The following is a 21277-nucleotide window of genomic DNA, read 5'->3' on the forward strand; positions in this document are numbered from 1 at the left end:
ACTAACCAGTTGCTGGAGTACCAGATGAGCGAGACCACGACCCAGGCCCTCCCTGAGGGCTTCGTCCTCAACATCACCGATCAGGCTGCCGGCGAGGTGGCAAAATTCGTCGCCGCCGAAGGCGTGCCGGTGGAAACGGCAGGGCTTCGCGTGTCGGTCCTCCCCGGCGGCTGCTCCGGCTTCAAGTACTCGCTGAACATCGAAGACAAGCCGGCCGATGACGACATGACCGCCGAGATCAACGGCGTCCGGGTCTTCGTTGATGCATTCTCGGCGCAGTACCTCACCGGCGTCACGATCGACTACACCTCCTCGATGCAGGGGAGCGGGTTCACGTTCAACAATCCGAACGCGACGGGTGGGTGCGGCTGCGGGAGCAGCTTTACGGCCTGAACGGCCAGCGACTACCACCACCAGTTTGAATGAGGGCTTCCGCAACGGGAGCCCTTTTCACTTCACTCGACAACTTCGGCGCGCTCTTGAATCCCATCGACCTGACCGTCATCGTCGTCTATTTCGTGGCCACGCTGGGGATCGGCTTCTGGGTCTCCCGCGGGCAGCAATCCTCGAGCGACTATTTCCTGGGCGCCCGCGACTTGCCGGCGTGGGGCGTGCTGCTCTCGATCGTCGCGACCGAAACGTCGGCGCTCACTGTTATCTCGATTCCCGGCGTCGGCGCCCGCGGAGATCTCACCTTTCTGCAGTTGCCGTTCGGCTACCTGGTCGGCCGGATCGGCGTAGCGCTCTGGCTGCTCCCCGGATATTTCCGCGGCGACCAGGAAACCGCCTACGCCCGACTCGAGAGTCGCTTCGGGACATCCACGCGCCGCCTCCTCTCGATGATCTTCCTGGTCACGCGCTTCCTGGGCGATGGCGTTCGCGTCTTCGCGGGCGCGATCCCGCTTGCCCTGCTCACTGGCTGGAGCATTCCGGCTGCGATTCTCGCGATGGGCACCATCACCCTGATCTACACCTACTTCGGTGGCATCAAGGCGGTGATCTATGCCGACGTGATCCAGCTGATGGTGTACATCTCCGGAGGCATCGCGGCACTCGTCATCGCCGTGAAACTCGCGGGTGGATTCGAGCACGCTCAGGCCATCGCTTCCGCGGCCGGCAAACTGCGGGTATTCGATTTCCATTTTTCGCTGACCACGCCGTACACCTTCCTCGGCGGCCTGATCGGCGGTGCGCTCCTGGCCGCAGCTTCGCATGGGACCGATCACTTGATTGTGCAGCGCCTGCTCGCGACGCGCTCGCTGCGCGACGCCCGAATCGCGTTGGTCGGCTCGGGCGTCGTCGTCATCCTGCAGTTCTCGCTCTTCCTGCTGGTCGGCGTGGCACTCTGGGCCGCGCAGCTGGCGCCGGCCGATGTTCCAGCCGACAAGCTGTTCGGGGCATTCATCCTCGAGCATCTGCCGGTCGGCCTGGCCGGACTGGTCATCGCCGGCATTCTTGCTGCAGCAATGAGCTCGCACTCCTCGGCAATCAACGCGCTGGCCTCCTCGATGACACACGACCTTTACGCCGGCTATACCGGCGAGAAGGATCCGGTCAAACTGCTGCGCGTCGGTCGGATCGTGTCGTTCATCTGGGGAGTCGCGCTGATGGGCGCGGCGCTCGGCTTTCACTTGCTGGAGACCGCGAGCGACACACCGGTCGTCGTGCTGGCCCTGTCGATTGCTTCAGTGACGTACGGTGCCACGCTGGGCGTGTATTTCCTCGCCGGCGCCGGTCCGCGCATTGCCGGACGCGATGTCATTCGGGCCGCGTGCTTCACGATGGCCGTGATGCTCGTCACCATCTTTGCCAAGCAACTGGCACTGCATGGTGTTCCGTGGCTCGCACCGCTCGGCAAGCTCGCGTGGCCGTGGTATGTACCGATGGGTCTTCTCATCACGCTCGCCGGGGCAAACCTCTCTTCCCTCACCCGTCGCGAGGCCGTCTCCGCGTGATTGTGCTCGGCGCCGACGTAGGTGGCACCTCAACGCGCGTCGTGCTGTACGACGGCGATGCCGAGCGCGGTCGGGCCGAAGGCCCCGGTGGCCCGATGCGCCTCGGTGAAGGCGATCGGCTTGCGACACGGCTGGCCGAGCTCGCGCGCCCGCTCCTGCTCCGTGGCGGCAGTGTGCGAGCCGATGCCTTTGTAGTCGGTGCCTCCGGTGCCGGTCGCAGCGAGGAGCAGGCTGAGTTGCAGGGCGCGCTGGAGAAGCAGCGTCTCGCGTGGCGCGTGCGCGTGACCAGCGACGCCGAACTCGCGCGCGCCGCCGCGTTCGAGGGTGGCGCAGGGGTGCTGCTCATCGCGGGCACCGGGAGCATCGCATTGGCGCGTGGCAGCGATGGCAATGAACGGCGCGTCGGCGGTCGGGGATGGCGCATGGGCGATCAGGGCTCGGCCCACTGGATCGGCGCGCACGCGCTCGAGGCCGTCGGCACGATGCACGACGGGTTGGGGCCGACGACCCACCTCGCGGAGGCCCTCTGCGTCGCCGCCAAGGTCAACGGTATCGCCGGACTGATTCGCTGGTCGGTTCGTGCCACACTGGCCGAGGTGGCATCGCTTGCCCCCGCCGTGCTGCGAGCCGCCGACAGTGGCGACCCGGTCGCGGCGGAACTCCGCGAGAGTGCGGTGAACTGGCTGGTGCGTATTGCTGTTGCCGCCGGTGCCGGACCGTTGCCGGTTGCACTGGCCGGTGGGCTGCTGGCTCCCGAGCGCGGTCTTCGCGAGCGGGTAGCCGAGGCGCTCGAGATCCGGCACTCCGCCGCCGTATCCCGCAAACCCGTGGACCCTTGCCGCGGAGCGGTCGTGCTGGCGGTTCGGGGCTGACCGTCCCCTGACGTTCCTGACACGCCCCACGCGCATCATACGTATGGTAGTCATTCTGGTCTCTTCATCCTGGCATCTTTCAAGGACTGGCCTGTGAATCGCCGTCGCATCGCCGCGCTCCCACTGCTCTTTTCACTCCTTGTGGTACCGCTCTCCGCACAATCCCGGAGTGCCACCCGTGATCTCTTCGGCCAGGTGCTCGGCCTCGTGGCCGAGACCGCAGTCGATTCTCTGCCATTGGACTCGTTGTACGAACGTGCTGCGCGTGGTCTCGTCGCCCAGCTGAACGATCCCTATGCCGCCCTGCTCTCCCCGAAGGAGATCGCGGATTTCCAGCGCAACACGCTCGGCAATCGGTACGCCGGCATCGGCGCTCAGATCCGCAGTCAGGGAGACCACGTCACGCTGTTCCGGGTGTATGACGATTCGCCGGCTGCGAAGGGCGGCCTGCGCCAGGGCGATCGAATTCTTACGGTCGACACGGTGAACGTTTCCGGGCTCCCGGTCGCCAAGGTGACCAGCTATCTCCTCGGCCCCCCGGGAACTGACGTCAAGGTGGTCTATCAACGGGTCCCCGAGGCCACGTCGCGCACCACGGTGGTCCATCGCGGCGAGATCCGCATCCCCGCGGTGCCGTTCACGTTGCTGCTCGGCGACCACGTCGGATACGTCCCGATCCAGCGCTTCAACCAGACCGCCGCACTCGATGTTCAGGCGGCGGTGAACCAGCTCGCTCGCGATGGTGCCAAGCGCTATGTACTCGACCTCCGGGGTAACGGCGGTGGCGATCTCGACGCCGCCACCGCGATGGCCGGGCTCTTCCTCAAGCCGGGTCAGGAAGTCGCCCGGGTCAAGCATCGCGGTCAGGCTCCGATTCTCTACAACGCCGAACAGGTAGTAACCATCGGCGATGCACCGATCGCCGTCCTGGTGGATGGCGGCACAGCCTCGGCGTCCGAAATTGTCGCCGGGAGCCTGCAGGATCACGATCGTGCCCTCGTGGTGGGCACCCGGTCGTTCGGGAAGGGTCTCGTCCAGACCCAGCGCGTGCTCCCTGGCGGCTGGGCGCTCCGGCTCACGACGGGGAAGTGGTACACGCCGAGTGGTCGCTCGATTCAGGCGGACCACGGCGGCCTGGGCGACGAGCGCTTCATCGAATCCGATAGCGTCGGCGCGCGACCGATCTTTCGTTCGGATGCCGGCCGAGAAGTGATCGGCGGCGGTGGAGTGACGCCGGAACGGCTCGTTCGCCCTGATTCGATCGCCAAGTCCGAGACCGAACTCGCCCGCGCCCTCGGCAATCGGCAGATCGAGTTCCAGGATGCGGTTTACGAAGTCGCCCGGAGTGTGCAGCCGACGATCCATTCGGGCTTCGAGATCCAGCCGGCGTGGCGCGACTCGCTCTTCGCGCGGCTCGAGAAGGCCAAGCTGCCGGTGACGCGCGAACAGTTTGATGCGGCACGGGACGTCGTGGATCGACTTCTCGACGGCCAGGTCGCCGGGCTTGCGCTCGGCGATGGTGAGGCGTTCCGTCGTCAGGCCAGCCGCGACAAGGTGCTCACGGCCGCAATCGAGCTGATCGACCGCGCCAGCACCCAGCGTCAGTTTCTTGCGAGCGGAATCAAGGGCTGAGCCGGCCGGACCACCACAAGAGAGCGGGGCGACGGCAATGCCGTCGCCCCGCTCTCTTTTCCCACCGCACTCTGCGTCAGTCGAGGTTGTCGGTCACTACATCGCGGCCGGTGCGCAGCACCGAGTTCTTGTAGCCATAGGCGAAGTAGAGCACCACTCCCAGCACCAGCCAGATTCCGAAACGTTCCCAGGCAGTGCGCGGCAGCCCCTTCATCACGAAGAGGCAGGCAGCGGCCCCGAGGGGAGCAACCACCCAGATGAATGGCACCCGGAAGCCGCGCGGGCGTTCCGGCTCACGTACGCGCAGCACCAGCACGCCAACACAGACCAGCGCGAAGGCCGCGAGGGTTCCGATGTTGGTGAGGTCGTAGATCATGTTCTCTTCGGCACCAAGCGCACCGAGACCGACGAAGACACCGGTGATGATCGTCGTGACGTGCGGCACGCGTGTCTTCGGATGAACCTTCGCCGCCCAGCGCGGCATCAGGCCGTCCTTCGCCATGCCGAAGAAGATGCGCGGCTGGCCGTACTGGAATACCAGCAGCACCGCCGACAGCGAAACCACCGCACCCGCCGCAACAATCCAGCTCGTCTTGTGCAGGCCAGCGAGTTCGAGCGCGCGTGCCAGCGGATCCGATGCGGCCAGTTGCTGGTAGGGCACGATGCCGGTCGCCACGGCTCCGACAATCACATAGATGAGGGTACAGATGGCGAGTCCGCCCAGAATGCCGATCGGCAGATTGCGCTGCGGATTCTTCGTTTCCTCTGCTGCCGTCGAGACAGCATCGAAACCGATGTAGGCGAAGAAAACGATCGCGGCGCCCTGGTGAATGCCCCGGAAGCCATTGGGTGCGAACGGGACGTAGTTGGCCGGGTTGATGTGCTGCGCCCCGACGATCACGAAGAGCGCCAGCACGGCCAGCTTGATCGCAACCATGATGTTGTTGGCACGAGCACTCTCCCGGACCCCGCGGAGCAGCAGCCAGGTAATCAACGCGACAATCGCAAAGGCCGGCAGATTGAGAATGATCGGCACCCCGCCGATGTGTGGCGCCGTCTCGAGCAGGCCGTGCACCGCGGCATCATTGCTGGTGGTCGCCTGCAAGTAACCGTGCGTGAGCCAGGGTGGGAGCGTGATCCCGAATCCGCTGAGGAGCGAAACGAAGTAGCCGCTCCAGGCCACGGCGACGGCGATGTTGCCGACCGCGTATTCGAGGATCAGGTCCCACCCGATGATCCAGGCGAGCATCTCGCCGAGCGTCGCGTAGGTGTAGGCATAGGCCGATCCGGCCTGGGGAATCATCGAAGCGAGCTCGGCATAGCAGAGCGCGGCCAGTCCGCACACCGCACCGAGGAGCAGGAACGACAGGATGAGCGCAGGCCCGGCACCCGCGCGAATCACGGTGCCGTCACGCGCGATCTCTCCGGCGGCCGCCGTCCCCAGCGACGAGAAGATGCCGGCACCGATCACGGCGCCGATCGCCAGCATAATCAGGTCGCCGGCACCCAGGGTGCGGATCAGGCCGCGTTCGGTCTCGGCGGCGATCGGCTTGCGAGCAAAGAATTGGGCGAGCATGGGCCCCCTAGAAGGTGACGGTGACGACAACCGAGGCAGCGACTGCTTTGCCCAACGAGTCGCGCGCGGGAGTGAAGCCGTAGTTCCGCATCGCTTCATCGAACTTCTTGGCATAGCCTTTGTCCGCAATTGGCGGAGTGACCTTGATATCAAGCACTTTTCCCTGCGCGTCGACACTGAACATCACATCCACCGTCACCCCTCGGAGCGACTTCGGCGAGTTTAGCGTCGGAATAATCATCTGCTTCGAGACCGGCTCCGTACCACCACGACCGTTGCCGTTGCCACCGCCGCTACCACTCCCGCTCCCCGGTCCGGTCCCGCTGCCGCTGCCAGGGCCGACGCCCGTGCCATTGCCGCCGCCCGAGCCACCGCCGGTGCCACCTGCGACCTGACTGCTGCTGGCGGGCGTGGTATCGCGGAAGGCCATCGGCGCTTCGGCTACCGGCGTCGGCGGTGGCGGCACCACTTCCGGCGGGACCACGAGTGGTGGCGGCGGAATCTCGGCCGCAGTCGGTGGTGGAGGCGGGGCTGCGGTGAACGCCGTACCGCCGTTTCCTCCTCCACCGCCGCCACCGAGCGCCAGTCGAAACGCCTCACCGATCGGGGAGGATGTTGGCGGCATCACCTGCGCCGTCACGCGCAGGAGCGCGTAGATCAACAGCAGGTGCAGCAGCGCGGAAATGACAATCGCTGCCCGGCTACGCTCGGGCGGGAGTGGCATGCTCGCACGAACGCGGGCGCCCCCGGTGGGAGCGCCCGCGTCGCGGACAGCCGGTGGAGACTTCAAGTCCCGCTCAGTTCGCCTCGATCGGGGTGAAGCCGACAATCTGTACTCCGGCTCCGCGCGCGATGTCAATCGCCTCGATCAGGTCGCCATACACCCGCGTCGGATCCGGCTTGACGAAAAGCAGCTTCGCCGGCCGGGCGTCGTAGATGGTGTGAAACGCCTGTTCCAGCTGCGGCTTGGAATAGACGGTGCCGTTGATGGCGTAGCTCCCATCGGCCTTGAGCTGGAGCACGATCTGATTGCTCTGCGCCGAATTGTTCTGCACCCCGGTCTCGACCGGTGGAATCTGGATGTCGATGGCGGCGCGCTTGAGGGCCTGCACGATCATGAAGATGATCAGCAGCACCAGCAGCACGTCGATCATGGGCGTCACGTTGATGTCGGAGTTGACGCCCCCGGAACTACCTGCGGCCATGGCCATCGGCTACTTCTCCTTGTCCTTGGGCACCGACGAAAGTCCGCCCTTGCGATCGGTGATCGCGACCAGGACGCGGGCGCCAGCGCGGCGCCCCATCTCAACGGCTTCCTGCACCTTGCTGTACGGCAGCCCGATATCGGCCTTGAAGAACAGGATCTTGTCCTTCGTCCGTGAAGCGTACATCGACTTCAGTTGTGCCTCGGCCTGATCCTTGGGAATCGGCTTCATATCGATGAAGTAGTTTCCCTGGTTGTCCAGGCCCAAGGTGATCTCGTCATCCTCCTCGGCGCGCGAATCCACGTTCTGACCGCTGGGCATCGTCGCCTGGAAACCGGATGCCAGCACCGGCGTGACGATCATGAAGATGATCAGGAGCACCAGCATCACGTCGATCATCGGCGTGACGTTGATGTCCGCATTCACCTTCCCCTTGCCAGAACTACCCGTGGATATGGCCACTGCCGCTCACCGCCTTCTGCGCCTGGAACTCCTTGGTGAAGATCGAGCGGCCGAACTCGCTCCCCACGCTCTTGATCAGGTAGTCGATGAGCTCCTTCGAGGTGTAGGTCATCTCGACGGCGAGGTTCTCGACCTTGGTGGTGAAGTAGTTGTACGCCCACACGGCCGGGATGGCGACGATGAGGCCGAAGGCGGTGGTGATCAGTGCTTCTGCGATGCCGGAGCCGATGCCGGCCAGGCCGCCCGACGCGCCGCCAGACGACATCGCCTGGAAGGCGTTGACGATACCCATCGTGGTGCCGAGCAGACCGACGAACGGCGCCGTCGAACCGACCGTGCCGAGGATGCCGAGGCCGCGCTTGAACTCGGCCAGGGTGATCATCATCTGGCGCTCGACGGCGCGCTCGGCCGAGTTGATGTCGGCGGCGGTGATCGTAGCGCGGTCACGAAGGAGCGGCTTCACTTCGGCCAGAGCGCCACCGAGGACGCGAGCCACGTGTGATTCCTTGTTCTTCTCGGCCAGCGTGATGGCCTGATCGAGATTCTCTTCCTGAATCGCGCGGGAGAACTGCGGGGCGAACTTGCGGGTGCCCGCTTCGCTCTTCTTGATCTTGATGAGCTTCTGGATGCAGATGGTCAGGGAGTAGACCGACATGATCGCGAGGACCACGACGATACCCCGGGCGAACAGACCGGCATCTTCCCACAGCTTCAGCATACTGGTGTTCATTGGATGACCTTTCCTGAGTGAAGAGTTCCGGCCGCGACGGCGCGGCCCGCGATTACGGCGTAGGCGCCGTCAACCTGTCAACTTGAACGACACTGCCTGATCGACCAGCTGGCGGACCGGCGCCCCACGGATCTTGGCCGGCTTGAACCGCGACTTCTTGATTGCCTCGATGGCCGGAGCCTCGAAGGCCTTGTTGGTGCTGCTGAGCACCTGAATCGTCCCGGCCTCGGGGCGGCCATCGGTGCCAACAACGAACCGGAGCGAGACCTTGCCCTCGACGCCGGCGCCCTTGAGCACGGGCGGGTAGGTCGGCTGCGGGCCATCGAGATACTGGACCGGATCATCGACCTGATCTACCGTGAACGACTCGCCGCTGACGATGTCGACCGGACCGGTGCCGCCGACGACGCCCTTCGCGATACCGCCCTCGACACCCTTACCCGAGAAGTCCTTTGCGTTGAACTTCTGGTTGAGATCGACCGGCGGAATCTCGGTCGGGATCTCCTTCGGCGGCACGATGGTCTGGAATCCCTGTGGCGGAGGATTCTGCGAGACGACCACGTCCGGCGGCGGCTGATCGGGTGGCGGTGGTGGTGGCGGGTCGGGCGGCTTGATGAAGACCGCGGTACTGTCCGCGAGGAGTTTCTTGACCGTTTCAGCCGCGCCTTGCGTGGCCTTCACGGCGCCGAAGATCAGCAGGACATGGAAGATCACGGACAGGATGAGCTGTCCGGTCGACTGTTCCTTCTTCGGCTTGGATTCGATCAGGTTCTCGAACACGCGGACGGACCTCCGCTGATGGGACGTGGTACTGCGCTGTCAGGGTGAAATGTCACCCGACGAGTTCGCGGTGGCCTCACCGCTGGATGACAATTCGATGACAACTGGATTAGCGGACGGCGTACCTACAGGGAGGAGACGTCGGTCGCAGGGAGGTGCGCACCCCGAGGGAATGTCACCGTGAAAATACTACCACGCCCGGGGCGACTCTGCACCTCGATGGTCCCGCCGTGCGCCTCGGCAATCCACTTCGAAATGGCCAGGCCGAGCCCGGTCCCCGGACGCTCGCCGGTTCGAGAGCGGGCGGGATCGGCCCGCCAGAAACGCTCGAAGACGTGCTCGAGATCACCCGGAGCAATGCCGATGCCGGTATCGGCCACGGTCAGCACCGCGGCCTCTGGAGTACTGGTGAGCCGGATGCTGACCTGCCCTTCGGCCGGAGTGTATTTCACGGCGTTGGTGACCAGATTCATCAGCAGCTGTCTGATCCGCGGCGGATCGGCCGGGACCATCACCGGCTCCTGCGGCACCTCGTTGACCACTTCCACATTCTGATCGGTGCCGAGCAGTTCCGCCGTCTCGAGGGCGTCCCGGACCAGGGCACCAAGATCCGCTTCGACCAGAACCAGCCCGGACCGGCCCTCATCGGCCCGGGCCAGGGTGAGCAGGTTGGTCACGAGTTCCGACATCTGGTTGATCTGGCGCAGGGTTTCATCGAGCGACCCGACCAGCTCCTGCGGTGTCTTGGGATCGGTGAGTGAACGCTCGACCCCGGCGCGCAAAACCATCAACGGAGTCTTGAGCTCGTGGGACGCATCGGCGGTGAAGCGACGGAGGGCGTTGAAGCTCTGCTCCACTCGTGACAGCATCGCGTTGAGTTTCTGGGCGAGCCGGGTGAGCTCATCCTCGCCCGTCGGCACCGCCAGGCGCCGGTGCAGGGAGCGCCCATCCTGAACCGCTTCGAGCTCCTCGACCATGGTGTCCACGGGCCGGAGCGAGCGCCCCGCCAGCCAGTAGCCGAGCATGGTTGAAGCAACCAGGATCAGTGGCGCCACCAGGATCATCGAGACCAGAAGCTGCGCGGGGCCATTGAGTTCTGTGGTCGGTTGCGCCGCAATCAGGATGGAGCCCAGTTCGCCGCTGATGGAATCGGCTGGCTGGAGCAGGAAGCGGAACTGCGACTCACCGGGAATCAGCTCGAGCTGCCCCCGACGCACGATCACGGGCTGTCGCAGCACGATCCGCCGGACTTCGACGAGTGCGCCAGGCGTCAGATCGCGGGCTGGTGGCGAGACATAGACCAGTCGACCGACATCGTCGGCGACGAAGAGATAGTCGCGCATCCCTTCGAACAGCGTGCGCGCATCACTCACCAATTCGAAGGTGCTGTCACGCTGGCCAAGATTCGGCAGCGGCACCACGACCGGCCCCTGGCGCGCCTGATCGTGCAACCAGCGGATCGCGAAGCGTGACTCCTCGGTCAGCCGGACTTCAAGCTGTTGTTCCGCTTCGCGAATCGACGCCTGCCGCCGCTCCCAATACAGCGCCGCCCCGAACACGACAATCGACGCGGTCAGGGCGATGGTGTACGAGATCGTGAGGCGGCGACGGATCGACTGCATCTATCCCTTCACCACATATCCTACGCCGCGCACCGTGTGCACGAGTTTCTGGGTGAACCCGGCATCGAGCTTCTTGCGAAGCCGGTTGATGACCACGTCGACGATGTTGGTTCCGGGATCGAAGTGATAGTCCCAGGCATACTCGGTGATAAGGGTTCGCGACATCACCCGCCCGGGATGGCGCATCAGGTATTCGAGAACGGCGAACTCCTTCGGTGTGATCTCGATCGCCACGCCGTTGCGGGTAACCGCGCGAGTCTCGAGGTCGAGTTCGAGGTCGGCGATGCGCAGGATCCTGGCCGATAGCACTCGTGGCCGCCGGGAGAGCGCCTCGATCCGGGCGAGCAATTCCTCGAACGCAAATGGCTTGGTGACGTAGTCGTCGGCCCCGGCGCGAAGGGCATCGACCTTGAATTCCACGGAGTCCTGCGCGGTAAGTACGAGGATCGGCATCGTGAGCCCGCGGTCGCGCAGCGTGCGAAGCACTTCGAGTCCCGTCATCCCGGGGAGGCGCAAGTCGAGGATGATCAAGTCGTAGGGCGCCGAGGAGGCGAGCTTGAGCGCCTCGGCGCCATCTCCGACCCAGTCGGCGATGTACTGCTGCTCCTCCAGACCGCGTTTGACGTACTGTCCCACCGTCTTGTCGTCTTCTACCACCAGCAGCTTCATCCGGCACTCCCTTCCCTGACGATGGGCAGCGCCATCCGGAAGACGGTCCCGCGCCCCTGCTCGCTGCGCACGTCCAGTCGTCCCTGATGGTCTGCAACGATGCCGTAGCAGATGGCGAGGCCGAGGCCGGTCCCGCGTGATGGCCCTTTGGTGGTGTAGAAAGGCTCGAAGATCTTCGGGAGAATGTCGGGGGGAATGCCCGGTCCGTCATCCTGGAACTCGGTGATGACCATTCCGCTCTCGACCCAGGTCCGGACGACGACGTTACCGTAGCCGTTGGTCGCGTCGGCTGCATTGAGCAGGATGGCCATCGCGGCCTGCACCAGACGCTCGCTGTTTCCGGTGACCGAAGGCAGGTTGCTGGCAAACTCGCGCACGACCTTGAGGCGCCGGAATCGCTGATGGTGCTTGAGCAGGTAGAGCGTCCGCTCCAGCAGCGCGTTGAGGTCGGTCGGTTCGTGCGCCCCGCCACTGCGACCGGCGCGGGAGAAATCCAGCAGGCCGTCGACAATGTTGGTGCAGCGGCCGACTTCACTCTCGATGATATCGAGATATTCGCGCACGACAGGATCGGCCTGCCCGCCCAGCCGTGAGGAAATCGCCGCAACGCACGCGCCAATCGTGGCCAGCGGATTGTTGATCTCGTGCATCACGCCCGCGGCAAGCTGGCCGACCGCTGCAAGCTTTTCCGTCTGGTGCATCGCGCGCTGGATGATCCGGGTCTCGGTGACGTCTTCTCCGATGGAGATGACGTGCGTCACCCGGGTCCCGCTGATTCGCATCGGGATGCGCGACGTCCGGTAGATGCGCGGGTCACCGTCGCCGGCCTGGACTTCCTGTTCACTTTCGTGGGTCTCGCCATTCCGGAAGACGCCCTCGAACTCCGCCCGTAGCGAGGCGGGTGGTTGGCGGAACAGCACCTCGTGCACCGGCTTCCCGAGCACATCATCGCGCCGCAGCCCCTGCATCCCGGTTTCGCGCTTGCGATTCCAGAGTACGATGCGGAACTGTTCGTCGACGACGTAGAGACCGACCGGCAGCGAGTCGATCGTGAGCCGGTGAATCTGCCGCTCGAGCATGACCTCGTCATCGGCACCGAGTTCGAATGCCGGAAGGACGGCGGCGAGGAGGGAGGCGATCGTCTCGAGGATCGGCCGCAGCTCGGCCGGCGGACGCGGCGTGCCCACGACTTCGAGCACCGCGTGGCGATCGCCACGCCACGGCACTGTCACGGCGAACGGCGCCGACTCGTCTGCCGTCCCATCCGTGACCGTGATTGCATCAGCGCGCCGCGCACCGGCGCGCAACCGGACTTCGTGGGCGGGCAAGGCGCTGCGCAACTGTTCACAGAGCCCGCGCAGCCGGTCGGCCGCCGGCATTGCACCGCCAAGCACCCGAGCGGCCCCCGCAATGATGGCGAGGGGAGGAATCGACATCCGGGAATCGTCGGTCACGGTGCTGATCGGGGGCGCCACGGACCGAAGACCGCGTGGGCGATGCGCCAGGCGCCATCACGCCGGGCCAGGGTGAGAAAATCATTCGCTTCGAAGTCGCCCGCACCCAGCGTTCCGTCGGCCGCGATCACGACGCGCACGGTGGCCAGGTTCCCGTCGGCACGGACCTCCGAACGAACCAGCCGTACGCCGGACCGTTCCGTCCGGTACTCCGGGATGCCGAGCAGGGCGCGAGCGGCTACCAGGGTGGCTGGATTGTTCCCGCCGTCGATCAGCACCGTAGCGGCCGGAAAGACCGCCCGACCGAACGCTGCCGAATCGTGTCGCGCGAGGGCGCGATAGAAGGCAACGGGAAGCCCCTGCAGCACCGGGTCTTCGTTCCGTGCCCCGGTCGGGGTGCGGTAGTCGAAGCGGCACCCGGTGAGGGCGAACAGGGTGAGGAGGATGGCGGTGGAGCGGTTCGGGGTGGACATCGACTGGAAGGTGGCCGCGCGACCCCGGCAGTGCCAAGGGCCGCGCACCATCCGGGAATCAGCGAAGTGCCGCAAGCTGCGCCAGCAACTCGCTGTTCTCGCGCCGATGACCCAGTTCGGCCTCTTCCCATGTCCAGCGGACAACACCCGTCCGATCGATGAGGATGTAGGCCCGGGATGAATGATTCTTCGCCTCGATCAGCGTCCCGTAGTCGCGGGACGCGGTGCGCATGAAATCACTCAGCAGGTCGATCCGCATCTTCCCCTGCTGCTTGAACGCCTTGAGTGTGGGCACCGAGTCACAGCAGATCGGCAGGACAATGGTGCCGGCGTTCGCGAACTGCTCGAGGTCTTCGGAGAAGGCATGCAGCTCGGTGCTGCAGGTCGAGGTGAACGCCAGCGGAAAGAAGGCCAGGAGCACATTCTTCTTATCCCGGAAGGAGGCCAGGGTGACCTCTTCTCCACTGGTTGACGGCAGCGTGAATGCCGGTGCCTGGGAGCCAACCGGCGGCAGCGCGTCGGCCGGCATCTCAGCGGCTTCCGGCGAAGCGACGCCCGACTTCGGTCCAGTTCACGACGCTCCACCAGGCCGCGACGTAATCGGGGCGGCGATTCTGGTACTTCAGGTAGTAGGCGTGCTCCCAGACATCGCAGCCAAGGATCGGCGTGCGCCCTTCCATGACCGGCGAGTCCTGATTGGGAGAACTCTCGATCGACAGGGAGCCCTTGGTGGCAACCAGCCAGGCCCATCCCGAACCAAACCGGGTGGTGCAGGCCTTCGCGAACGCTTCCTTGAAGCCTTCAAAGGTTCCGAAGGCGATCGTGATCGCCTTGGCCAGGTCGCCCTCTGGCGCCGAGGCACCACCGGGTGCCATGATCTCCCAGAACATGGTGTGATTGAAGTGACCACCGCCATTGTTCCGGACCGCCATCCGCTTCTCTTCCGGAACCTGGCTGAGGTCGCCAATCAGCTTCTCGATCGGCAGAGCGAGCAGCTCGGGCAGCCCTTCGAGTGCGGCGTTGAGGTTGGTGACATATGCGGCGTGGTGCTTGTCGTGATGAATGCGCATCGTCTGCTCGTCCACGTGGGGCTCGAGCGCGGTATAGTCATACGGAAGTGGTGGCAGCGAGAATGACATCGAGTGACTCCGGCAGGGGTAAACTGTACGCCAAAGATGGTTCGCCCCGGTAAGCGGGGCAACGAGGTCCCGACCTTGAACCCAATCCGGGGACGCCGATACTCAGGCAGGCACACACCGAGGAACGCAATCCGTGGCACTCTCACTCCGTTACGCCCTGACATCACCCGGCCGGGCCGTAGTGGCGCTGGAGGCCGATGATCTCCGGGTGGCGATGCAGGCGACCGACGAAACGGATGCACTGGGCGACCTGACCCGGGCAGCCGTCACGCTGCTCGAAGGGGGGGACCACGCCTCGCTGGTCCTCGAAGACGCACCCGGGGTCCACGAATGGACCTTCGAGCGGCAAGGCGACCTGGTGCAGTTGCGGATTCACAGCTGGGCCGACCGACGCTCGGGAAGCGCCGACATGGTGATGTCCCAGGAGCGCTCAGTCGCGCTCGGCTGCCCACTCGCCGTGCTCGCGCGAGAACTGGTGCTGGTACTCGACGTGCTATGGGTCGGGCACGGACCGGATGGCTGGGCGCGACTCTCCCCGAAGCATCCCTTCCCCGCGGCCGAGCGACGCCGCCTGCGACAGCTCCTCGCCGTCGAGGCACGGCGCACCGCCGAACGGCGGCCGAACGACTAGAGAGACTAGAGACTAGAGACTAGAGACAGAGGACCCTCGTCGCCATTTCGGGGGTGACGCCGACCAGATCGATCACCTTCGTACGTGATGCCATCCCCCGCACCAGCGTGACCTGACGCAGCGGTATCCCGAACAGCTCCGCCAGAAAACGAAGCAGCGCCTCGTTGGCCTTCCCATCAACGGGAGGGGCCGCGAGGCGCACCTTGATGGCGTCACCGTGCACGCCAGCGATCTCACTCCGCGCGGCCCCGGGCTGTGCGTGCACCGTGAGGCGCACGCCAGTCGGGGTCGCCGCAATCATCACGGCTTGGGCGGTACCGTCGCGCCAGGAACAGCAGCTGGAGCCGGCAACGGCACAATCTTGTCGAGCGGCGCGGCGGTGCTCGGCGGGCCCGCCTTGGCGCCACTGCTGTCTTTGGCGTGCTGCTCGCGCCAGGTCGCATTCGCTGCCGCGATGATGCCGTCGAGTGCCGGCTTGTTGACGGTTGCCGGCAGCCGGGACCGGAGTATGCCCGCGAGATTGCCCGGCAGCGGCCGGTAGAACACGCGCTGCGAAAGAATCGCGGCGATGAACATGCTGCCGACTTCCGACTCAGGCGTGTTCCCGGCGACCTCGCGCAACCGGATCTTCGCGCTATCGAGTGCGAGCTTGTACTGCGGTGTGAGCGCCGCGCGCGCCTCGGCGTTGGGTGCTGGCCGCCCGGGCGAAGCGAGTGAGAGCAGGATCTCGCGCTGGGCGAGTTCCCGCAGGAAACGAGTCGCGGCAGAATCCGAAGTCGTGCTCAGCAGGACTCGCTCGTTGGGGCCGAGCATTGCAATCCAGCTGCGAACCTTGGCAGCGCTGAGCTCGCCACCCTTCCACGTCGCCAGCGGCGCCCCGGAGGCGAGTACCATCGGCTCCGGTGCCATGGCGCGGACTCGCACGACGGCATCGCCCGAGTAGCTGAGTCCCAGTGCCTTGCTGGTGGAATCGATGAACCGCTGTTCGGCGCGAAGAGCGACCTGCGGTGCCAGCCACTTCTTCAGCGCCGCCCGCGACTCGGCGCGTGTAGCCCGACGGAAAAGGTGCCCGCCCCCGGAGCTGCCCAGGATGCCGGAGACCTCACCCGCGCGAAGCGCCCAGATGGCGTCGGCAACCGGCTTCGGCAGGTCCGCACGCGTCAGCGCAGGCATGAAGCCGTCGTTGGCCATGGAGGCCGAGTCCTTGGAGAACTCCTTGACGAGCGCAGAGAAGTTGGCGCCATCGGCATGAGCGCGCGCCGAGGCCGACTTGATCCGCGCGATGATTGGCGCCGAGGCGGCACTGTCGAGTTCCTTCGGCAGCGGGATGAAGAGCTGCTGGTAGACGCGGACCCGATCGACATCGGCCAGAGAATCTGCCTGCCCATCGGTGATGGGGGGACGTGCCTTGGCACGCGCCTCCCAGAAGTCGAGCAGCATCCCGCGAACAGCATCGGGGGCGATCGCTTCATCGATCGTTGCCGAGTCGTCGAGGACGAGTCCCTTGCGAACCGACTGATCGAGCAACGTCTGGTCGAGCCAGGTGCTCACCAGCAGTGCCGCGGCGAGTTCGTTGGGGGGCGTCGGCGCCTGCGCCAGCCACGACGCGAGCGTCGCCCCGGTAAGCTTCGCGCCGCCCGCTTCGACGACCACCGCAACCTTGGCCTTCTCGGGTGAGAGCTTCCCACCGCTGCACGCGACCAGGAAGAGGGGGAACACCGCGAAGCCGGCGGCCGATACGCGAAGGAAGCGTCGATTGGATGGCATGGAAGTCGGGGTAGGAGTGGGGTGCTTCCGTCGCGGCGACCGCGACCAATGGAGCGGAGGGGGATCGAACCCCTGACCCCCGCGTTGCAAACGCGGTGCTCTCCCAGCTGAGCTACCGCCCCAGTCGAGGCAAATCTAATACGCGACCCCACCCGAACGCAGGAAGGGGGTGGCCTGGGCCACCCCCCTCGTGCAGAACGGCTAGCGCCCGCCGGGGTTACTGCCCCCCGGGCCGGCCACCGCGTGCTGGGGTCGCCGTCGGTTCCGGCTTCCGCGGCAGCCGCTCGTCACGCTGGGCCGCCTGCCAGGCGAAGGCGGCCAGTACGGCCGAGTTGAAGCGCATATCGTCCGGCTGAATGCGCTCGTAGACGTCCTGGTTCGTGTGGTGCGTCCGGGAGCCGTAGTCGAGGCCATCCTGAATGAACTGGAATCCCGGCAGTCCGACGGCATCGAAGGAGAGATGGTCGGTGCCACCAGTGTTGCCGATGTTGAGCGTCTTCATTCCGATCGGATTGAACGGAGTCATCCAGGCGGTGAAAACCGGAGCGACGCTGGCATTGCCCTGCTGGTACACGCCACGAATCTTGCCGCTACCGTTGTCGACGTTGAAGTACGCTGCGAACTTCGCCTGCTCGGCCGTGGGGTGGAACCCGACACTGTCGGAGTAGCCGTAATGCTGGCGCACGTAGGCGCGCGATCCCATCAGGCCCTGCTCTTCACCGGTCCAGAGCCCGATCCGGATGGTACGCCGCGGCTGCAGGTTGAGCTTCTTGAGGATCCGCATCGCTTCCATCATCGTCGCCGAGCCGGCGGCGTTGTCCGTTGCCCCGGTTCCCGAGTGCCACGAATCGAAGTGACCGCCGATCATCACCACTTCGTCCTTGAGGGCGGGATCGGTGCCGGGGATTTCGCCGATGACGTTGAACGACGTCGAGTCCGCCGGGTAGAAGTGATTCTGCATCTCGAGTTCGAGGGTCAGCGGCACCCCCTTCTGGACCATCCGGTACATCCGGCCGTACGACTCGGTCGCCACATGAACGAAGGGGACCTGCGGGGCGCCCTTGGCGCGTGAGGCTCCGTTGTCTGTGGCGATATCGCCACCTACGTAGCCGCGGCCGGTGCCGCCGATCATGATGGCGCCAACGCCCTGCTTCTCGAGCCAGCGCAGCGCAGTGGTGTCGCTGTTGAGATTGAAGCGCCCGCCACCGAATCCGGGGCGAGCGCCTGCGGCGTTCGCATTGGCAGGTGGGGCAGCTGCCGCGCGCGCCGTGGCTTCAGCCTGACAGGCCGCGGAGAGTGCCGGCGGCGTACCGGCACCGGGGAAGTTCCCCCGTCCCGCGCCAGGCGCTGCTGCGGCCGGCGGATTCGCCATCAGCGCCAGCGCCGAATCACTCAGGCGCGTGGCCCACGCGGTGAATTCACGCACGGGATTGGTGTCCGCCCGAGTGCCCATGATGAACGCGTTCTTGAGCTTGCCCGCGTACTTCTGCTGCAGCTCGCTGACGCAGCCGGCTTCCACGATCGTTGCGGTGCCGGTCACTTTGCCCTTGGTGCTTGCCGACCACGCTCGCGGCACCGCCTGAATGATGAACGGGTTCGGTGCGACGGCCTGGAACGAGAACCGCTCACTCGCCCAGCCGAGTCCTGCCGGGGTCGTCCACGGCTCGAGATGGACGTTGGCGAGGCCGTATCCCTTGAGGGTGGTCGCGGCCCAGTTGCCGGCCTTCGTGAGATTGGGTGACCAGGTGAGGCGTGGCCCGTAGACGTCAGTGAGCCAGCTCATGATGTCCATGACCTGCGAGTGTTCCATCGCTTCGGTCTTGATCTTTTCGATCGTCGCGACGTCGACCTTTTCCTGGGCGGCGAGCGGGGCGACCACGGCGGTCAGCGCGAGGAAGGTGCCGAACGCGAGAGTGCGGCGAACCAGCGGGAGTGCCATGAAACGACTCCAGGAGATATGGGAGGGGGACAACCCCAAAGGTACGCGCAACGGCCGCACCGGGTTGGCCCCCTGCCCCGCTCCCGCAGGTTCAGAGCGAAACGCCTGCCATGACCAGGAAGGTGCGCGTCCTCGATTCCACCCCTGAGGTGAGCTTGTTGACGTCCTTGAGTCCCCACATGTAGCGCGCCTCGAGGGTGATCCCCTTGTCGCCGCCAAATCGGATGCCGCCACCGAGGGCCGCTCCGAAATCGGTGCTCTTGACGGCGTCCTTGTCGCAATCGACCTCACCCGCCTTGCAGGTAAGCCGGAAGCCGATGGAAGGGCCCGCGTAGACGAACGGCTGGATCGCCGGAATAGGGATTGTGACCTTTAGCAGGACGGGCACCTCGATATAGTCGAGCTTCGGGGCATCCGAATCGGGCGAGCCGTCGGTCTTGACGCCCTTCTGCACGTAGAGCACTTCCGGCTGGATGCCGATCGGCCCGGCACGCATATCAAGTGCGACGCCGGCCGCGAAGCCGGTGCGGTTATCCCAGTCGGGGTGTTTGTTCGAGAGCGTCGCAAACGAGAGACCGCCCTTGATCCCGAAGGTGGTCTGCGCCGCGGCGGTGTGAAGCGGCGCCATCGCGCCAATTACGAGTAGTGCGCGAAAGAGATTTCGCATCGAGCATCTCCGTGTGAAGTAAGCCATCGTTTCAGAGACGACTCAGCCGGAGTGGCTTACACCCGAACACGGGGTTGCAGTCCGAACCGGGCGGCGAGCACGGAGAGCAACGCCTGTGCGACGCGTGGCGTCGTGGCATCATCGGCCACAGCAATGAGCGGCACCCGGGTCTGGCGGCAACTGTCCGCCGTCGCACGCCCCACAGCGACCCAGCCGGGCAGGAAGGCATCTTCCCCATGGGACGCGAGTGCCTCCACGACGAGTGGATTCGCGACGACCAACAGCTCGGCGCGTTCAAGGGTCGCGAGAATTTCCACATCACTCACGAGGCCGCACCGATACACCGACACGGCCGACACGAGCAATCCGGCATCGGCCAGCCGCGAGGAGACGTCGGGGAGATCCGGGTCGCCGATGAGGCACAACACCCGGCCGCGCACACCGGTGCCGACGATCTGCGCCACCATCGCTGCCGCGACGGCCGGGTCGAACGGGTCGCCAGGAAATGGAGTGACGACCGGTGCGATAGAAGCGAGCGCGTGCGAGTCGACACCCCCGAGGGTCCAGATCGCGGGCGCAACCTGACCTCGTTGGGGCCAGCGCGCGAGCAGTACGGAGGCCGCCCGGGCGGAGGTGCAGATGATCGCCTGAAAGGTGCTGCCCTCTGCCAGTGCCCGGTCGAGACCGGCGAGGTCACTCGCCACATCGACTTCAAGCAGGGGCTGCCTCCGGATGATCACCGGCAGGCCGTCGAACCACGAGGCCAAACCGGGGAACGCCGTCGGAAGTGCCGTGATCACGATCCGCCTCTGGCCCGCTGCAAGTTCTTCCGCCATTTTCACCGCATGAACCTCTTTCAGTATGCCCTCAGTTGCCTGCTTGCCTTCGGCGGGCCAGTGCTCGCGAATCCGGCGGCGCCGCCACGATTCTTCATGGTGGCGAGTGACCCCCAGTTCGGCATGTTCGCGCGGGATTCGAACTTCGTGCAGGAAACGGCGAATTTCGAAATGGTGATCGCCACGGCCAACCGGCTCAGGCCGGAATTCGTGGTGATAACCGGCGATCTCATCAACAAGCCGGGTGACCCGGCGCAGGTGGCCGAGTTCTGGCGCATCGCGCGCAAGCTCGACAAGCGAATTCCGCTCTACAATGTCGCCGGCAACCACGATGTCGGAAACACGCCGACGCCGGCAACCATCCGTCGGTACATCAGCCGCTTCGGCCCTGATCACTACACCTTTCGTTCGGGCGACGTGACCGGCATCGTCCTCAATTCGGTCGTGATTGATTCTTCCGCGAACACCCCCGCCCAGTTCGCGGAGCAGGAGCGCTGGCTGGAAGGCGAACTCGCCAAGGCACGAGACGCGAAGGTTCGCCACCTGCTGATCTTCCAGCACCATCCCTGGTTCCTCACTGCGCCCAACGAGCCGGACCAGTATTTCAACATCCCGCTGGCGCACCGTGGGCGTTACCTCGCACTCTTTCACCGCTACGGTGTCGAGGCGCTCTTCTCGGGACATTACCACCAGAACGCCGTTGCGCGTGACGGAGAGATCGAAATGGTGACGACCGGTCCGGTCGGGATGCCCTTTGGCGGCATCCAGAGCGGCATCCGACTCGTCACCATCACCGATTCCAGCCTCACCCACCAGTACTTCGGGCTCGGCGAATTGCCCCACGAGATGCCACCGCGGCCGCGCTGAC

The 21277-nt window shown here is 65.4% G+C and carries 23 protein-coding genes and 1 tRNA gene; 6 read left to right on the top strand and 18 right to left on the bottom strand.

Going from position 1 to position 21277, the window contains the following annotated elements:
• Positions 1-24: 24 nt before the first annotated feature.
• From V4558_11890 to V4558_11905, 4 genes are all read left to right on the top strand, one after another.
• Complete coding sequence (locus V4558_11890) at positions 25-393, top strand: iron-sulfur cluster assembly accessory protein (protein MES2306205.1); 369 nt, start codon at positions 25-27, stop codon at positions 391-393.
• Between the two features lie 29 nt (positions 394-422).
• The gene (locus tag V4558_11895) at positions 423-1955 is read left to right on the top strand and encodes a sodium:solute symporter (protein ID MES2306206.1); all 1533 of its coding nucleotides are present in this window, start codon (positions 423-425) and stop codon (positions 1953-1955) included.
• Positions 1952-2827, top strand: coding sequence for a BadF/BadG/BcrA/BcrD ATPase family protein (locus tag V4558_11900; protein ID MES2306207.1), 876 nt, complete (start codon positions 1952-1954; stop codon positions 2825-2827). The genes V4558_11895 and V4558_11900 overlap by 4 nt, the downstream gene beginning before the upstream one ends.
• A 93-nt stretch (positions 2828-2920) precedes the next feature.
• Entirely contained in the window at positions 2921-4459 is a 1539-nt protein-coding gene (locus tag V4558_11905; protein MES2306208.1) for a S41 family peptidase, read from the top strand.
• A gap of 76 nt (positions 4460-4535) precedes the next feature.
• Here the strand turns inward: V4558_11905 and V4558_11910 are convergent, their stop codons facing one another.
• The 12 genes from V4558_11910 to V4558_11965 all read right to left on the bottom strand — a co-directional run bounded on the left by V4558_11910 (position 4536) and on the right by V4558_11965 (position 14569).
• Positions 4536-6035 (bottom strand): amino acid permease, encoded by a 1500-nt coding sequence (locus V4558_11910; protein ID MES2306209.1) that lies wholly within the window; start codon positions 6033-6035, stop codon positions 4536-4538.
• A 7-nt stretch (positions 6036-6042) separates the two neighbouring features.
• Positions 6043-6759, bottom strand: coding sequence for a hypothetical protein (locus V4558_11915; GenBank protein MES2306210.1), 717 nt, complete (start codon positions 6757-6759; stop codon positions 6043-6045).
• A 73-nt stretch (positions 6760-6832) separates the two neighbouring features.
• Positions 6833-7246, bottom strand: a complete 414-nt coding sequence (locus V4558_11920; GenBank protein ID MES2306211.1) for a biopolymer transporter ExbD — start codon at positions 7244-7246, stop codon at positions 6833-6835.
• A 3-nt stretch (positions 7247-7249) separates the two neighbouring features.
• A complete protein-coding gene (locus V4558_11925) occupies positions 7250-7702 on the bottom strand; it encodes a biopolymer transporter ExbD (protein ID MES2306212.1) in 453 nt (150 codons plus the stop codon).
• A complete protein-coding gene (locus tag V4558_11930; protein MES2306213.1) occupies positions 7683-8432 on the bottom strand; it encodes a MotA/TolQ/ExbB proton channel family protein in 750 nt (249 codons plus the stop codon). The genes V4558_11925 and V4558_11930 overlap by 20 nt, the downstream gene beginning before the upstream one ends.
• A gap of 69 nt (positions 8433-8501) precedes the next feature.
• Positions 8502-9212 (bottom strand): energy transducer TonB, encoded by a 711-nt coding sequence (locus V4558_11935; GenBank protein ID MES2306214.1) that lies wholly within the window; start codon positions 9210-9212, stop codon positions 8502-8504.
• 125 nt (positions 9213-9337) lie between these two features.
• The gene (locus V4558_11940) at positions 9338-10834 is read right to left on the bottom strand and encodes a HAMP domain-containing sensor histidine kinase (protein MES2306215.1); all 1497 of its coding nucleotides are present in this window, start codon (positions 10832-10834) and stop codon (positions 9338-9340) included.
• Entirely contained in the window at positions 10835-11503 is a 669-nt protein-coding gene (locus V4558_11945) for a response regulator transcription factor (GenBank protein ID MES2306216.1), read from the bottom strand.
• Positions 11500-12978 (bottom strand): ATP-binding protein, encoded by a 1479-nt coding sequence (locus tag V4558_11950; protein MES2306217.1) that lies wholly within the window; start codon positions 12976-12978, stop codon positions 11500-11502. Before V4558_11950 ends, V4558_11945 begins: the two co-directional genes overlap by 4 nt.
• Positions 12954-13430, bottom strand: a complete 477-nt coding sequence (locus tag V4558_11955; protein MES2306218.1) for a nuclear transport factor 2 family protein — start codon at positions 13428-13430, stop codon at positions 12954-12956. Before V4558_11955 ends, V4558_11950 begins: the two co-directional genes overlap by 25 nt.
• A gap of 58 nt (positions 13431-13488) precedes the next feature.
• Positions 13489-13959, bottom strand: a complete 471-nt coding sequence (locus tag V4558_11960; GenBank protein ID MES2306219.1) for a redoxin domain-containing protein — start codon at positions 13957-13959, stop codon at positions 13489-13491.
• A 1-nt stretch (position 13960) separates the two neighbouring features.
• Positions 13961-14569 (bottom strand): superoxide dismutase, encoded by a 609-nt coding sequence (locus V4558_11965; GenBank protein ID MES2306220.1) that lies wholly within the window; start codon positions 14567-14569, stop codon positions 13961-13963.
• Between the two features lie 133 nt (positions 14570-14702).
• On the opposite strand from V4558_11965, the gene V4558_11970 reads away from it, so the two are divergent.
• Entirely contained in the window at positions 14703-15200 is a 498-nt protein-coding gene (locus V4558_11970; protein MES2306221.1) for a hypothetical protein, read from the top strand.
• A gap of 19 nt (positions 15201-15219) precedes the next feature.
• Here the strand turns inward: V4558_11970 and V4558_11975 are convergent, their stop codons facing one another.
• The 6 genes from V4558_11975 to V4558_12000 form a co-directional block, all read right to left on the bottom strand.
• Positions 15220-15501, bottom strand: coding sequence for a DUF167 domain-containing protein (locus V4558_11975; GenBank protein ID MES2306222.1), 282 nt, complete (start codon positions 15499-15501; stop codon positions 15220-15222).
• A complete protein-coding gene (locus V4558_11980; GenBank protein ID MES2306223.1) occupies positions 15501-16967 on the bottom strand; it encodes a peptidylprolyl isomerase in 1467 nt (488 codons plus the stop codon). Before V4558_11980 ends, V4558_11975 begins: the two co-directional genes overlap by 1 nt.
• A 49-nt stretch (positions 16968-17016) precedes the next feature.
• Positions 17017-17089: transfer RNA gene (locus V4558_11985), tRNA-Ala, on the bottom strand.
• 95 nt (positions 17090-17184) lie between these two features.
• On the bottom strand, positions 17185-18906 hold the full coding sequence (locus V4558_11990; protein ID MES2306224.1) for a M20/M25/M40 family metallo-hydrolase: 1722 nt from the start codon (positions 18904-18906) through the stop codon (positions 17185-17187).
• 91 nt (positions 18907-18997) lie between these two features.
• Entirely contained in the window at positions 18998-19573 is a 576-nt protein-coding gene (locus V4558_11995) for a porin family protein (GenBank protein ID MES2306225.1), read from the bottom strand.
• A gap of 56 nt (positions 19574-19629) precedes the next feature.
• Positions 19630-20373 (bottom strand): uroporphyrinogen-III synthase, encoded by a 744-nt coding sequence (locus V4558_12000; protein ID MES2306226.1) that lies wholly within the window; start codon positions 20371-20373, stop codon positions 19630-19632.
• Positions 20374-20418: 45 nt separating this feature from the next.
• On the opposite strand from V4558_12000, the gene V4558_12005 reads away from it, so the two are divergent.
• Positions 20419-21276: a metallophosphoesterase gene (locus tag V4558_12005; protein MES2306227.1), complete on the top strand. Its 858-nt coding sequence runs from the start codon at positions 20419-20421 to the stop codon at positions 21274-21276.
• Position 21277 lies beyond the last annotated feature (1 nt).

This window comes from Gemmatimonadota bacterium, from assembly GCA_040388535.1.
Lineage (GTDB): Bacteria > Gemmatimonadota > Gemmatimonadetes > Gemmatimonadales > GWC2-71-9 > Palsa-1233.